The following is a 13,641-nucleotide window of genomic DNA, read 5'->3' as shown; positions in this document are numbered from 1 at the left end:
CCGCCATCCGGCCGACACGCCGCCGCTCAGCGCCGCCCGGCCGTTCCGACATCCGGGGCCTCAGTGGGGAAACCGCCTGCCCGCCCCGGCGATGCCGGCACCCCGCGAAAGCACGACCGCGGAGGCGTCGTCCGACTCCGGCAGGCCGAGCAGACCGAGCAGGGCGCGATCCGCCGTCGGCCGGTCGGCCGCCCGTTTGCTGAGGCACGCGCGTACGACCCGGTTCAGCGGGGCGGCCAGGACGCCCACGTCGACGTCGACGTTGAGTATCCGGTTCAGGGTGGCGGCGATCGAACCCCCGCCGAACGCGGACCTTCCCGTCGCGGCGTACATCATCGTCGCCCCCCAGGAGAACACGTCGGCCGGCGGGCCCACCCCGCCGCCCGCGACCTGTTCCGGGGCGAGATAGGCGGGTGTGCCGATGGCCCGGCTGGTGATCGTGCCGGTCGAGTCGACGATGCGGGCGATGCCGAAGTCGACCACGCGTGGCCCGTCGGCGGCGAGGAGCACGTTGTCCGGTTTGAAGTCTCGATGCACGATCCCCGCACGGTGGATCGCGGTCAGCGCGGTCGCCGTACCGACGGCCAGCCGGCTCAGTGCCTCGCCGCGCAGCGGACCCTCCGCCTCGACCGTCTCCTGTAGCGATCTGCCCTCGATGTACTCGCTCGCGATGTATGGCGTGTCGCCCTCCAGGTCGGCCATGAGGACCTGGGCGGTGCAGAAGCCCGCCACCCGCTGCGCCGCGCGCAGTTCCCGGGCGAACCGCGACCGCGCGATCGCGTCGCCGCTGAACTTCACGTGCAGCAACTTGACCGCCGCCCACTCGTCCATCTCGTTCCGGCCGAGGTAGACGATGCCCTGTCCGCCCTCACCCAGCCTGCCGGTCAGCGTGAACGGGCCGATCCTGGTCAAATCCCCGGGCCCCAGCGGCACGATCTGTGACTTCACGTTCCCAAGCATCGGGCAAAGAGCCGGTCAGCCCAACTCAACGGCCCCGCCCCCACCCCTCCGCTTGCCGTGATCTTGCAGTTACTCGCAGAAACCGCTCTTACCAGCATTCCACCCGCTCGTGATCTTGCAGAAACTCGCAGCCGGCACGTCCTACCTGCGCCTTCATCCTTCGTGATCTTGCAGTGCAAGATCACGAATGATCTTTTCCCACGTCAAAGCCCATCCATGCAAGTTTCTGCAAGATCACGAGCGGTAAGTGCGCAGGTCGTACGGCATCGCTGCGAGTTTTCGCAAGATCACGGGCGTGGATGTGGGACAGGGCCGCCCCCGGGGAGGGCGGCCCTGTCTGTACGGCACTGCCTGTATGGCACTGCCTGTACGGCACCATTCCGTACGGTTTTGCCTGTCTCGCCTGTCCGAGGGGACGGGTCAGGCCGACATCTTCTTCTTCAGGTTCTCGTCCAGAGCGACGAGGAAGTCCTGGGTGGTCAGCCACTCGGCGTCGCCGCCGACCAGGAGGGCGAGGTCCTTGGTCATCTGACCGCCCTCGACGGTCTCGATGCAGACCTGCTCCAGCTTCTCGGCGAAGGCGGCCACCTCGGGGGTGTTGTCGAGCTTGCCGCGGTGCTGCAGGCCCCGGGTCCACGCGAAGATCGACGCGATCGGGTTCGTGGAGGTGGGCTTGCCCTGCTGGTGCTGACGGTAGTGGCGGGTCACGGTGCCGTGGGCCGCCTCGGCCTCGACCGTACGGCCGTCCGGCGTCATGAGCACGCTGGTCATCAGGCCGAGCGAGCCGAAGCCCTGCGCCACCGTGTCGGACTGGACGTCGCCGTCGTAGTTCTTGCACGCCCAGACGTAGCCGCCCTCCCACTTGAGCGAGGCCGCCACCATGTCGTCGATCAGACGGTGCTCGTAGGAGATGCCGGCGGCCTCGAAATCGGCCTTGAACTCGGTCTCGTAGACCTCGGCGAAGATGTCCTTGAACCTGCCGTCGTACGCCTTGAGGATCGTGTTCTTGGTCGACAGGTAGACGGGGTAGCCGCGGTCGAGTCCGTACCGCATCGAGGCACGGGCGAAGTCGCGGATCGACTCGTCGAGGTTGTACATCGCCATCGCGACGCCCGAGCCCGGGAAGTCGAAGACGTTGAGCTCGATCGGCTCGTTGCCGTCCTTCGGCGTGAAGGTCAGCGTCAGCGTGCCCTCGCCGGGGATCTTGATGTCGGTGGCGCGGTACTGGTCGCCGAACGCGTGACGGCCGACGACGATCGGCTTGGTCCAGCCGGGCACCAGCCGGGGGATGTTGGACATGATGATCGGCTCACGGAAGATGACACCGCCGAGAATGTTGCGAATCGTCCCGTTCGGGGACTTCCACATCTTCTTGAGGCCGAACTCCTCGACGCGGGCCTCGTCCGGGGTGATCGTCGCACACTTGACACCGACGCCGTACTTCTTGATGGCGTTGGCGGCGTCGATCGTGACCTGGTCGTCGGTGGCGTCACGGTGCTCGATGCCGAGGTCGTAGTACTTCAGGTCGACGTCGAGGTAGGGAAGGATCAACTGGTCCTTGATGAACTGCCAGATGATCCTCGTCATCTCGTCGCCGTCGAGTTCGACGACCGGACCCGCTACCTTGATCTTGGGCATGCGTGGGGTTCCCCTTCTGAACTAACTGGCCAGAACAGTCCTTATGAGGCTCACTGGCCGTTGAGGCTATCGGATGGCTGTGGCAGCGCCTCGATCCAGGTCGCGGCCTACGGGTGGTGCAGGGACGGCAGCAGCAGGCTCAGCGAGCCCGCGACGAGGGCCGCCCCCATCACGGCGAGCACAACGGTGTCGGTGTTCCGGCTCCGTACGGCCAGCAACCCCGCCCTGCGGCCGGAGCCGAGGAAGCGCAGCGCGGCTCCGACGAGGAGCGACACCCCGATCACCACGCCGCCCACCCAGGGGGCCGCGCCGAGGCCGACCGCGCAGAGCCCGGCACCCGCACCCGCTATCACCAGCAGGTACGGTCTCCAGACCTGGCCCTTGCCGTTCGCCCTCACACCTGTCGAGTCACCGTTCGTCGATCGGCGTCCACTTCTGGTCACGCTCCCCGATGTACTCGCTGTCCGGCCGGATCAGCCGGTTGTCCGCGTGCTGCTCGATCACGTGCGCGGTCCATCCCGCCATCCGGCTCATGGAGAAGACCGGAGTGAACAGGTCCGTCGGGATGCCCAGGTAGTGGTAGACGGTCGCCGCGTAGAAGTCCACGTTCGGGTACAGACCCTTCTCCGCGAAGACGACCTCCTCCATCTCCTTGGACATCCGATAGTAGGTGTCGTCGCCGGACGCCTCACCGAGTTCCCGAGACATCCGCCGCAGATGCGTCGCCCGGGGATCCTCCGTCTTGTAGACGCGATGTCCGAAGCCCATGATCTTCTCGCCAGCGGCGAGCCTGTCCCGTACGGCCTGAGCCACGCCGCCCGGGTCCAACGCCTCCAGCGTACGCATGACCTGCTCGTTGGCGCCGCCGTGCAGGGGGCCCTTGAGCGTGCCGATGGCCGCCACGATCGCCGAATGCATGTCGGACAGCGTGGCCGCGCAGACCCGGGCGGCGAACGTCGAGGCGTTCATCGTGTGGTCCGCGTGCAGGACCAGGCAGGTGTCGAAGATCTCCGCCTCGCGCGGCGACGGCCGCCGGCCGGTGATCTGCAGCAGGAAGTTGGCGGCGACGCCGAGCTCGGGATCCGGTTCCGGAATCGCGGCACCGGTCCTGGCCGCGTGATAGCGCGCGACCAGGATCGGCTGCTGGGCCGTCAGCCGTGCCGCCTTGCGGCGGTTGGCGTCGGCGGCGTTGGAGTTCTTGTCCGGGTCCTCTGCCCCCGACAGCGAGACCAGCGTGCGCAGCGCCGCCATCGGCTCCTGCTTCTCGGCGATCTCGGCGATGTTGTTCTCCACGAGCCCGCCCAGGCCACGTCCCCGGGCCAGCTCGGCGCTGTAGCCGGCAAGCTGGTCGCGGGTCGGCAGCGTTCCGCACTGGAGTAGGTGGGCGATCTCTTCGAAGGTCGTTCGGCCGGCCAGGTCGTGGATGTCGTAGCCACGATAGAAGAGCCGACCCGCCCTGCCGTCGATGTCGCTGAGCGCTGTCGACGCGGCGACGACATCGGCAAGGCCTTTGGTGGGCTTGTCAGCCATGGGTTTTCCTCCGCTTATCTTCCCCCGAAGTCTACCCTTGAGCAGACAAATCGCCCATGGCTGGTCCACACCAGCGACAAGAATGATTCTGCTCCTCGTAAAGGAGATTCCCCACCGCCACGGGTGGGTAAGCCGGACGTGTAGCGAAAGTAACGGCGGGCTACCTGGGGAGGAACTGCCGTGGAGGGGCCGTTCATTCGGATCGAGGACAGCGGCGAGGTCATACCGCTGCGCCCCGACATCACCACGGTCGGGCGTGGGCGAGGCGTGGACATCCGGCTGACCGATCCGAGCGTGTCGCGGCTGCATGCCGAATTCGTCCGTCGCGGACCCTACTTGTACGTCGTCGATCTGGGTCTGTCCCGCAACGGCACCCGCGTGAACGGCAGGCCGATCGCCCGGAGGGTGCTCGACGACGGCGACGTCGTCTCGTTCGGGGCCGCCCGCGCCCGTGTCGGCGGGATCCCCAGAGAGGACCTCGCCCCCGAGGTCGAGCTGCGGCGGGCCGCCGCACCAGAGCTGACCCGGCGCGAGGTCGACGTGCTCACGTCACTGTGTCGGCCGGCTCTGTCGGACGAGGCATTCGTGGCCCCGGCGACGGCCAGGGAGATCGCCGACGACCTGGTCGTGACCGAGGCGGCCGTCAAGCAGCACCTGCTGCGGCTGTACCAGAAGTTCCGCATCCCGGAGGGGAGCAACCGGCGGACCCGGCTGGCCAACGAGGTCGTCGCCCTGGGCCTGGTGCGGCCCACCCCCGTCGTGCCGCCGCAGCGGGCCACCGGGCCGGCCGACACCGAGCACCAGCGAACCGCGGCGGGCCGCCGCGCCAGCTGACTGGAACGTGCCCGGGAGGGGAAATCGGCGGCGCCGGCGAGATCTCCCCTTCCCGGTGATCTCGGAGTCAGCCGCGCTCGGCCGCCTCCACCACGTTGGCGAGCAGCATCGCCCGGGTCATCGGCCCGACCCCGCCGGGGTTCGGCGCGACGAATCCCGCCACATCGGCCACATCCGGCGCCACGTCGCCGGCGAGCTTTCCGTCTACCCGGGAGACGCCCACGTCGAGCACGGCCGCGCCCGGCTTGACCATGTCCCCGGTCACCAGGCCGGGCACACCGGCGGCCGCCACGACGACGTCGGCCTTCCTGACGTGATCCGCCAGCTCGCGGGTCCCGGTGTGGCAGAGGGTCACCGTCGCGTTCTCGGTACGCCGGGTGAGCAGCAGCCCGAGCGGGCGGCCCACCGTGATCCCGCGGCCGATCACCGCGACCTCGGCGCCCTTGATCGGCACGCCGTACTCCTGCAGGAGCGCCACGATGCCGCGCGGCGTGCACGGCAGCGGCGCGTCGACCATGTGCACGAGGCGGCCGAGGTTGACCGGGTGCAGGCCGTCGGCGTCCTTGCCGGGGTCCATCCGCTCGATGAGCGCCTGAGCGTCCAGGTGCCGGGGCAGCGGGAGCTGGATGATGTATCCGGTGCAGGCCGGGTCGGCGTTGAGCTCGTCGACGGCGGCCATCACGTCCGCCTGGCTCGCGTCGGCCGGCAGGTCCTTACGGATGGAGGCGATGCCGACCTCGGCGCAGTCACGGTGCTTGCCCGCCACGTATATCTGACTGCCCGGGTCCTCGCCCACCAGGATCGTGCCGAGGCCGGGGACGATGCCCCTGGCCGCCAGCGCCTTGACCCGATCCGCGAGGTCGGCCTTGATCTTGGCCGCCGTCGCCTTGCCGTCCAGAATCCGCGCGCTCATGCCGCCATCCTCCCACGGCCTCCGTTCCGCCTCGCATCCGTCTCCGTCGGCCTCTGTCAGCGCTGATCACGCCTTTCGATGATGCGGCGGGTGAAGGGGATGAACTCCACGACCCGCCAGCCGAAATAGCCGGCGGCGATGGCGACGAAGATCAGGACGATCGGGCTGCTGCCCAGCTCGTTCATCAGGATCAGAGAGTTCGCCACGACATCGAGCAAGGGCATGAGGACTCCCGGGCAGAGGATGGGGCAGGGAAATCGCGCCCAAGAGTATCCGACCTCTTGACCTTTTTATCCCTTTTCCGCCAAAAACTGCCCTCGGTTCGGTACGGCGAGAGCCGTACCGAACCGAACCGGGCCGTCGTGATCAGTGGAAGAAGTGACGGGTGCCGGTGAAGTAGAGCGTGATGCCCGCCTCGGCGGCGGCCGCGACGACCACGTCGTCCCGGATCGAGCCACCGGGCTCGACGATCGCCTTCACCCCGGCCTCGGCCAGCACCTGGAGACCGTCGGGGAAGGGGAAGTACGCGTCGGAGGCCCCGACGGAGCCGGCCGCACGCTCTCCCGCACGCGACACCGCGAGACGCGCCGAGTCGACCCGGTTGACCTGGCCCATGCCGACGCCCACGGTGGCGCCGCCCGACGCCAGCAGGATGGCGTTCGACTTCACGGCACGGCAGGCCCGCCACGCGAAGGCGAGGTCGGCCAGCACCTCGGGCGAGGCCGCCTCACCGGTCTTGAGCTCCCAGGTGGCCGGGTCGTCGCCCGGCGCGTCCACCCGGTCGGCCGTCTGCACGAGCAGCCCGCCGTCGATCCGGCGGAACTCCGACGGGTTGCCCGGGCCGGTCGGGCAGGCGAGCAGCCGGATGTTCTTCTTCCCGCGCAGCACCTCGAGCGCGTCGGCCGCGAACGACGGCGCGACGACCACCTCCGTGAAGATCTGCGCGATCTGCTCGGCGAGCTCGTGGGTGACCTCGCGGTTGACCGCGATCACGCCGCCGTACGCCGACACGGGGTCGCACTCGTGGGCCTTGCGGTGGGCCTCGGCCACGTCGGCCCCCACCGCGATGCCGCAGGGGTTGGCGTGCTTGATGATCGCGACGCACGGGCGGTCGAAGTCCCAGGCCGCCCGCCATGCCGCGTCGGCGTCCACGTAGTTGTTGTAGGACATCTCCTTGCCGTGCAGCTGCTCCGCGTTGGCCAGGCCGTCATCCTGTAGTTCCGAGTAGAGCGCGGCGCCCTGGTGGGGGTTCTCGCCGTAGCGCAGGACCGCCCGGCGCCGCCAGGTCGCACCCATGAACGCCGGCCACTCGCCGCCGCCGTCGGGGGCGTACACACCGGAGAACCACGACGCCACTGCGACGTCGTAGGAGGCCGTGTGCGCGTAGGCCGTCGCGGCCAGCCGCCGCCGCTCGGTCAGCGTGAACCCGCCCTCCGCCACCGCCGCGAGCGTCTCGCCGTACGCCGACGGATCAACGACGACGGCGACCGTGCCGTGGTTCTTCGCCGCCGCGCGGATCATCGCCGGGCCGCCGATGTCGATCTGCTCGACGCACTCGGCGTCGGACGCGCCCGAGGCGACCGTCGCCGCGAACGGGTAGAGATTGATCACTGCGAGCTGGAAGGGCTCGATCTCCAGCTCCTCCAACTGCTTGACGTGCGAGTCCTTCGCCCCGTCGGCCAGCAGGCCGGCGTGCACCCGGGGATGCAGGGTCTTGACCCGTCCGTCCAGGCACTCGGGGAAGCCGGTGAGCGCCTCCACCTTGGTCACCGGGACGCCGAAGGACGCGATCGCGGCGGCGGTTCCGCCGGTCGACACGATCTCCACGCCGGCGGCGTCGAGCCCCCGGGCCAGATCCTCCAGCCCCGTCTTGTCGTATACAGCGATCAGCGCGCGCCTGATGGCGATGCGGGTCACCTCGTCGTCCCTCCTGGTTCCTGACATTGCTGGAAGTCCTCCTCCGGGCCCGCAAGGCCCGCACCGCCCGACCCGTCCGTACGGCCGATGCGCACGGTGCGGCCGGTCACGGCCCAGCCCTCCCGGGCCATCCGGCCCACGACCTCGACGAGCAGCCTGCGCTCGACGGTCTTGATCCGCTCGTGCAGAGTCTGCTCGTCGTCACCCTCCCGTACGGCCACCGCCTCCTGGGCGATCACCGGACCGGTGTCCACGCCCGCGTCGACGAGGTGGACCGTACAGCCGGTGAGCCGGACCCCGTAGGCGATGGCGTCACGCACCGCGTGCGCGCCCGGAAACGCGGGCAGCAGCGCGGGATGGGTGTTGACCACGGGGAACGCCGCCAGCACGCGCGGGCCGAGGATCTTCATGAACCCGGCGGAGACCACCAGATCCGGCCTGTGCTCGGCGATGCGTGCGGCGAGGCCGACGTCCCATTCATCGCGGTTCGGGTAATCGCTCACCTTCTCCACGAAGGTCGGCACACCCGCGTGCTCGGCCCGGGTCAGACCTTCGATGCCGTGGCGGTCCGCGCCGACGGCGACCACACATGCGCCGAACGCGGCACTGGCCGTGGCATCCAGCAGGGCTTGTAGATTGGTCCCCGAACCGGAGACGAGGACCACGAGCCGGAAGGACAGGGCGGAACTCCTTCGTGAGCGGGCTTCGTTTTACAGGTGACCATCGTGAGATGGTTCCTTGGAAGACGATCGGTGAGACCGTCCCCGCGCGGCGGATGGGATGGCCCCGGCACGAAAAGCGTATCGGGCGCCGACCACCACGATCCACGACGGTCCACCCCAGACGACGCGAGGCGAGGCGAGGAGAACGTGACAGCACCCCTCCAGATGTCGGCCCCCGAGACGGGTGGCCGAAGGGCGCTCGCGCTGGCGATCATGGCGCTGGTGTTCACGGTGATGCTGCCCGCCGCCGGGCTGGCGCTGTCCATCTTCGGCGTCATACTGGCCATCCGCGACCTACGCGCGCTTCAGGCGGCGAAGCAGCGGATCGGGATGGCGACCGGCGCCGTCGTGATCTCGTCCATCGCGTTCGTGCTCGGCCTGATGATGACCGCGTTCCAGTTCTACTTCTCCGCCGAGCTCGCCGCCTACACCGAATGCCGCAAGGGCGCGGGAACGGTCGAGGCCCAGCAGCACTGTTCCGATCAGCTCATGCGGTCGCTGGAGAAGAAGCTCGGCGTCACCCTCCCGGCCGATTTCCCCACCCCCGCCTGATCTCATCATGACCACTGTCGCCACCGCTTCGAACGGCGCTCATGATGCGGCGACGGCACCTCACCGGCAGCTATCCGATCACCATCGCCGGTCGGAAGGGCGGCCCGGCAAGACGATGCTCACTCCGTCACCGGCGACTCACATCACACAAGCGAACGGTCGAGGGTGCCTCCCCCCGAGGTGCAGAGGAGAAGGTCAGTCGCGGTCCCAGGCGTAGGGGTCCATATAGATCACGTGGCCGCCGCGGTCGTCGGACTCGTCCACGATGCCCTTCCTGTCGTGCTCGCGGCCGTCCTCGCGAGCCGTCCGGGGGTCGTCTTTCCGGGCGTCTTTCCGGGCGTCCTTGCGGCCGTCCTTGCGGCCGTCCTTGCGACCGTCCCTCCGGCTGTCCCTCCGGCTGTCCTTGCGGCGGCCGAACGTCTCCGCAGCGGCGGCGGCGTGCTCGTCGGGCCAGTCGTCCCTGATCACGGGGATCGGCTGGGTGTCCGCCTCGGTGGCGTCCAGCCAGTGACCCGGAAGGACCCGGGCGCCGTGATCGTGCGGCCGGACGCGACGGGCCGCCTTGGTGATCGCCGCCCCGGCCTTCCGTACCGGCTCCGGCGCGGCGACCGGACGGCGCGAGATCAGCCACCAGTTGGCGAGCCCGGCTGAGATGCCCGCGGCGACGCCGACCTCCAGCGTGACCGACAGCGCCACCTCCCAGGGGGAGGGACCGACGGCCGACAGCCGCGCCCCGCCCAGCGGGCCGCCCGACAGCGCCGCGAGCACACCCGCCATGGCGCCGGTCGACAGCCCGCAGACGAAACCCCACAGCGGCGCGGCCTCGATCATCGGCGTCGGGGCGACGCGGGCCATCACGACGCCCGCGACCGCGCCCGCCGCGAACGGCACCGCGATCACGGCCATCAACCAGGCGGGAGCCGTACCCGGCGCGGGCAGCGCCCCGAGCAGCGGCAGCGTGGGGACGACGCTCAGCTTCACCCCGGTCGGCGCGATCAGCGTTCCGGTGCCGATGGCGAAGCCCGGCCCCGCGATGTACGCCATGCCCCAGATCACGGCGTTGAGCAGGTAGAGGCCCTCGAGAAGAATCAGCAGCAGGCCGCCGACGAACCCCGGGCTGAGCATTTCGGAGCGGGCGTGGATCTCCCCGAAGTTCAGCACGATCGCCACGACCACCAGCACGGCGGCGGCGGCGAGCTGCGACATCAGCGCCACTGCCGTACCGGCCACGAGCGAGCGTGGCCGCTCGGGCAGCAGGCGCAGCATCGATCGCCACGGGCCGATCGTGCGCGCGGTCGCCACCGATCCGGTGAGGAACGCCAGCGCGAAGTGGCTGACGAGGGCCTCCCCCAGGAACGGCTGGGTCACCTCGTTACGCGCGACCAGGGCGATGACGCCCGCCAGCAGGGCGTACGGCGCGGCCAGCGAGATGCCTGCCTGCGCGATGAGCACGAGCTGCGCGCGCCGGCGGGCGTTCTCGACATCGCGGGGCGTGCCCTTGGGCAGCCGGGCGGGCATGCGCAGCCGCAGGTCGGCGTCCCGGGCCATCCACAGACCGGCGCGGTAGAGCAGCGCGCCGGGCAGGATCGTCAGCCCAAGCGGCAGCAGACCGATCCGGCCGCCGGGAATGGCGAACCCCGCGTGGTGCGCGGCGAGCCAGAGCTGGCAGGCCGCACGGAACACCCCGGGCAGCCCCTCGCCGAAGGCGCCGCGCGGCGCGGCCATCCAGCCGATGAGCGTGAGCGTGGTCAGTACGGCAAGGCCGACGCCGAGCGTCCAGACGGCGGCGAGCATGCCGGAGACGGGCAGCGGGCGACGGGTCTCCTCATCGTCCCCGAGGCGGTTGAGGACGGCGCGGGGGGCGGTCCGAAGCTGGTCGAAAAGGGCCGTCACGCTACCCCATGATCCCAGCAGAACCCCGCGAATCCGCGGAGCCACGCCGCCCGGCTGTCCCCGACACCGTCGCTTTCCGCCGACCGGCTCAGCGCGACCGCATGACCTCGCGCATGAGGCGGGCGGTTTCGCTGGGGGTCCGGCCGACGCGGACGCCGACCTTCTCCAGCGCCTCCTTCTTGGCCTGTGCCGTACCGCTGGAGCCCGAGACGATCGCGCCGGCGTGCCCCATGGTCTTGCCCTCCGGGGCGGTGAACCCGGCGACGTAGGCCACGACCGGCTTGGTCACGTGCTCCTCGATGTAGGCGGCGGCCCGCTCCTCGGCGTCGCCGCCGATCTCACCGATCATCACGATCGCGTCGGTGTTCGGGTCGTCCTGGAACGCCTGGAGGGCGTCGATGTGCGTCGTGCCGATGACAGGGTCGCCGCCGATGCCGACGCAGGTGGAGAAGCCGATGTCCCGCAGCTCGTACATGAGCTGGTAGGTCAGCGTGCCGGACTTGGAGACCAGACCGACGCGGCCGGGAGTGGTGATGTCGGCCGGGATGATGCCCGCGTTGGACGCGCCGGGCGATGCGATGCCGGGGCAGTTGGGCCCGATGATGCGGGTCTTGCCGCCCTTGGCCACCGCGTACGCCCAGAACTCGGTCGTGTCGTGGACCGGCACGCCCTCGGTGATGACCACGCAGAGCGGAATCTCGGCGTCGATGGCCTCCTTGACGGCTGCCTTGGTGGCGGCCGGCGGCACGAAGACGACGGACACGTCGGCGCCGGTCTGCTCCACGGCCTCCTTGACCGTGCCGAAGACGGGCAGGCCCTCGTGCACGATGCCGGCCTTGCGTGCGTTCACGCCTCCGACGACCTTGACGCCGGCGGCGAGCATGCGGCGGGTGTGCTTGGTGCCCTCCGAGCCCGTCATGCCCTGAACGATGATCTTGCTGTTCTCCGTGAGCCAGATGGCCATTACGCACCTACCGTGGCAAGCTCGGCGGCACGCTTGGCCGCTTCGTCCATCGTGTCCACCAGCTCGACGCGCGGGAGCGCGGCGTCGGCCAGGATCTGCCGCCCGAGTTCGGCGTTGTTTCCGTCCAGCCGGACGACCAGCGGGTGTGTCACCGCCTCGCCTCGGCTCCCGAGCAGGTTGAAGGCCGCGACGATGCCGTTGGCGACCGCGTCGCAGGCGGTGATGCCGCCGAAGACGTTGACGAAGACCGACTTGACCGAGGGGTCGGACAGGATGATCTCCAGGCCGTTCGCCATCACCTCGGCCGAGGCGCCGCCGCCGATGTCGAGGAAGTTGGCCGGCCGCGGCCGGCCGGGGAGCGCCTCGCCCGCGTAGGCGACCACGTCGAGCGTGGACATGACCAGGCCGGCGCCGTTGCCGATGATGCCGACGCTGCCGTCGAGCTTGACGTAGTTGAGGTGCTTCTCCTTGGCCCGGGCCTCGAGCGGGTCCTCGGCCGCCTTGTCGACGTACCGCTGGTGCTCGGGCTGGCGGAAGGACGCGTTGTCGTCGAGGGTGACCTTGCCGTCGAGGGCCTTCACCTGACCGTCGGCCGAGAGGATCATCGGGTTGACCTCGACGAGCGAGGCGTCCTCGTCGAGGAACACGGCCCAGAGCTTCTCGATGAGGTCGGCGGCGCCGTCCAGCGCCTTCTCGGGCAGGCCGCCGGCCTGCGCGATCTCACGTGCCGTGGCCCGGTCGACGCCGTTGAGCGGGCTGACCGGCACCTTGGCGACCTTCTCCGGTGCGGTGTGCGCCACCTCTTCGATGTCCATTCCGCCGGACGCCGAGCAGATGGCGAGGAACGTACGGTTGGCCCGGTCGAGAAGGAAGGAGAAGTAGTACTCCTCCGCGATCTGGCTGGCCTCCTCGACCAGGACCTTGTGGACCGTGTGGCCCTTGATGTCCATGCCGAGGATCTGGGTCGCCTTCGCGTGCGCGTCGGCGGCGTCGTCGGCCACCTTCACACCGCCGGCCTTGCCGCGTCCACCGGTCTTGACCTGCGCCTTGACCACAACGCGTCCGGTCAGCTGCTCGGCGGCCGCACGCGCCTCCTCCGCGGTCTGCGCGACGATTCCGCGCGGCACCGGGATGCCGTATTCCGCGAAGAGTTCCTTCGCTTGATGTTCGAACAGGTCCACGAGGGTCCGTCCCCTTTAACGTCGATGGCCGGGCACCGTCGTCCCGCCCGGCATTTTCCGCCCATGAAGCCTAGCCTCCGTCCGGCGGTGGCTTCGTCATCGGGTCCGGGTGAAACCGCGCCGTTGATCTGCACAATGTTGTGACATGTCCCATAATGTTGGGGCTAGACGGCCGCAGGCATGGTGACGCGGACCACTCGACGATCTCCCGCATCGAGGCGCCCGGGGTGAAGATCCGGGCCACCACCGAACGCCGCGGTCCGGGGACGCCGTCCTCCGGAATGATCCCGCCGCAGAACGCCACGATGTCATCGGCGTTCCGCTGCGGCGGATCCCGAGCACCCGGAACGGAGATCGTCATGTCGGCACCGGACGTGATCGACGCTCGATGGCCGCCGCCCCCTTGATCTCTGTCCGCAACGGCCCCGCGCCCTCCGCACGCCGCCGGCGGCGCCGTCGGTCCCGCGAATCGGCGACGCCGTAGCCGCCTCCCGCCGCGACCCCCTCGACCCGCCGGCCAGACCCGGCCGGCACGGC

General features: G+C 69.8%; 14 protein-coding genes. 3 read left to right on the top strand and 11 right to left on the bottom strand.

The features are described from left to right. Positions 1 to 60 precede the first annotated feature (60 nt). The 4 genes from ACQP1K_RS05175 to ACQP1K_RS05160 form a co-directional block, all read right to left on the bottom strand. Positions 61 to 948 carry a serine/threonine-protein kinase gene (locus ACQP1K_RS05175; RefSeq protein WP_433499716.1) on the bottom strand — a complete coding sequence of 296 codons (888 nt, stop codon included), beginning with the start codon at positions 946 to 948 and terminating at the stop codon, positions 61 to 63. A 432-nt stretch (positions 949 to 1,380) separates the two neighbouring features. Beyond that, positions 1,381 to 2,598: an NADP-dependent isocitrate dehydrogenase gene (locus tag ACQP1K_RS05170; protein WP_433499715.1), complete on the bottom strand. Its 1,218-nt coding sequence runs from the start codon at positions 2,596 to 2,598 to the stop codon at positions 1,381 to 1,383. A gap of 107 nt (positions 2,599 to 2,705) precedes the next feature. Further along, entirely contained in the window at positions 2,706 to 2,996 is a 291-nt protein-coding gene (locus tag ACQP1K_RS05165) for a DUF3017 domain-containing protein (protein WP_433499714.1), read from the bottom strand. 10 nt (positions 2,997 to 3,006) lie between these two features. Further along, complete coding sequence (locus ACQP1K_RS05160; RefSeq protein ID WP_433499713.1) at positions 3,007 to 4,128, bottom strand: citrate/2-methylcitrate synthase; 1,122 nt, start codon at positions 4,126 to 4,128, stop codon at positions 3,007 to 3,009. A 180-nt stretch (positions 4,129 to 4,308) separates the two neighbouring features. Here ACQP1K_RS05160 and ACQP1K_RS05155 point away from each other — a divergent pair, with 180 nt between their 5' ends. Then, positions 4,309 to 4,962: an FHA domain-containing protein gene (locus tag ACQP1K_RS05155; RefSeq protein ID WP_433499712.1), complete on the top strand. Its 654-nt coding sequence runs from the start codon at positions 4,309 to 4,311 to the stop codon at positions 4,960 to 4,962. 67 nt (positions 4,963 to 5,029) lie between these two features. Here ACQP1K_RS05155 and ACQP1K_RS05150 read toward each other — a convergent pair whose 3' ends face one another. From ACQP1K_RS05150 to purN, 4 genes are all read right to left on the bottom strand, one after another. After that, on the bottom strand, positions 5,030 to 5,875 hold the full coding sequence (locus ACQP1K_RS05150; RefSeq protein ID WP_433499711.1) for a bifunctional methylenetetrahydrofolate dehydrogenase/methenyltetrahydrofolate cyclohydrolase: 846 nt from the start codon (positions 5,873 to 5,875) through the stop codon (positions 5,030 to 5,032). A gap of 56 nt (positions 5,876 to 5,931) precedes the next feature. Further along, positions 5,932 to 6,099: a hypothetical protein gene (locus ACQP1K_RS05145; protein WP_433499710.1), complete on the bottom strand. Its 168-nt coding sequence runs from the start codon at positions 6,097 to 6,099 to the stop codon at positions 5,932 to 5,934. A gap of 142 nt (positions 6,100 to 6,241) precedes the next feature. Then, complete coding sequence (gene purH, locus ACQP1K_RS05140; RefSeq protein ID WP_433501489.1) at positions 6,242 to 7,792, bottom strand: bifunctional phosphoribosylaminoimidazolecarboxamide formyltransferase/IMP cyclohydrolase; 1,551 nt, start codon at positions 7,790 to 7,792, stop codon at positions 6,242 to 6,244. Beyond that, on the bottom strand, positions 7,789 to 8,472 hold the full coding sequence (gene purN, locus ACQP1K_RS05135) for a phosphoribosylglycinamide formyltransferase (protein ID WP_433501488.1): 684 nt from the start codon (positions 8,470 to 8,472) through the stop codon (positions 7,789 to 7,791). The genes purH and purN overlap by 4 nt, the downstream gene beginning before the upstream one ends. Before the next feature lie 189 nt (positions 8,473 to 8,661). On the opposite strand from purN, the gene ACQP1K_RS05130 reads away from it, so the two are divergent. After that, positions 8,662 to 9,066, top strand: a complete 405-nt coding sequence (locus ACQP1K_RS05130) for a hypothetical protein (protein ID WP_433499709.1) — start codon at positions 8,662 to 8,664, stop codon at positions 9,064 to 9,066. Positions 9,067 to 9,261: 195 nt separating this feature from the next. On the opposite strand, the gene ACQP1K_RS05125 is transcribed toward ACQP1K_RS05130, so the two are convergent. The 3 genes from ACQP1K_RS05125 to sucC all read right to left on the bottom strand — a co-directional run bounded on the left by ACQP1K_RS05125 (position 9,262) and on the right by sucC (position 13,104). Beyond that, on the bottom strand, positions 9,262 to 10,959 hold the full coding sequence (locus tag ACQP1K_RS05125) for a cell division protein PerM (protein WP_433499708.1): 1,698 nt from the start codon (positions 10,957 to 10,959) through the stop codon (positions 9,262 to 9,264). A gap of 88 nt (positions 10,960 to 11,047) precedes the next feature. Next, on the bottom strand, positions 11,048 to 11,923 hold the full coding sequence (sucD, locus tag ACQP1K_RS05120; protein WP_433499707.1) for a succinate--CoA ligase subunit alpha: 876 nt from the start codon (positions 11,921 to 11,923) through the stop codon (positions 11,048 to 11,050). Further along, on the bottom strand, positions 11,923 to 13,104 hold the full coding sequence (gene sucC, locus ACQP1K_RS05115; protein WP_433499706.1) for an ADP-forming succinate--CoA ligase subunit beta: 1,182 nt from the start codon (positions 13,102 to 13,104) through the stop codon (positions 11,923 to 11,925). Before sucC ends, sucD begins: the two co-directional genes overlap by 1 nt. Before the next feature lie 155 nt (positions 13,105 to 13,259). Between sucC and ACQP1K_RS05110 the strand changes: the two genes are divergently transcribed. After that, complete coding sequence (locus ACQP1K_RS05110) at positions 13,260 to 13,511, top strand: hypothetical protein (protein WP_433499705.1); 252 nt, start codon at positions 13,260 to 13,262, stop codon at positions 13,509 to 13,511. The last annotated feature ends 130 nt before the right edge of the window (positions 13,512 to 13,641 follow it).

Origin of the sequence: Sphaerimonospora sp. CA-214678 (assembly GCF_050942215.1) — a bacterium.
In the GTDB taxonomy this organism is placed as follows: domain Bacteria; phylum Actinomycetota; class Actinomycetes; order Streptosporangiales; family Streptosporangiaceae; genus Sphaerimonospora.
This window is presented reverse-complemented; position numbering and strand designations above follow the sequence as displayed.

Excerpts from the sequence above, each read along its gene's own strand:
- ACQP1K_RS05150 (WP_433499711.1), bottom strand. The coding sequence starts at position 5,875 with ATGAGCGCGCGGATTCTGGACGGCAAGGCGACGGCGGCCAAGATCAAG.
- ACQP1K_RS05170 (WP_433499715.1), bottom strand. The coding sequence starts at position 2,598 with ATGCCCAAGATCAAGGTAGCGGGTCCGGTCGTCGAACTCGACGGCGAC.
- ACQP1K_RS05145 (WP_433499710.1), bottom strand. The coding sequence starts at position 6,099 with ATGCCCTTGCTCGATGTCGTGGCGAACTCTCTGATCCTGATGAACGAG.
- ACQP1K_RS05160 (WP_433499713.1), bottom strand. The coding sequence starts at position 4,128 with ATGGCTGACAAGCCCACCAAAGGCCTTGCCGATGTCGTCGCCGCGTCG.
- ACQP1K_RS05110 (WP_433499705.1), top strand. The coding sequence starts at position 13,260 with ATGTTGGGGCTAGACGGCCGCAGGCATGGTGACGCGGACCACTCGACG.
- sucD (WP_433499707.1), bottom strand. The coding sequence starts at position 11,923 with ATGGCCATCTGGCTCACGGAGAACAGCAAGATCATCGTTCAGGGCATG.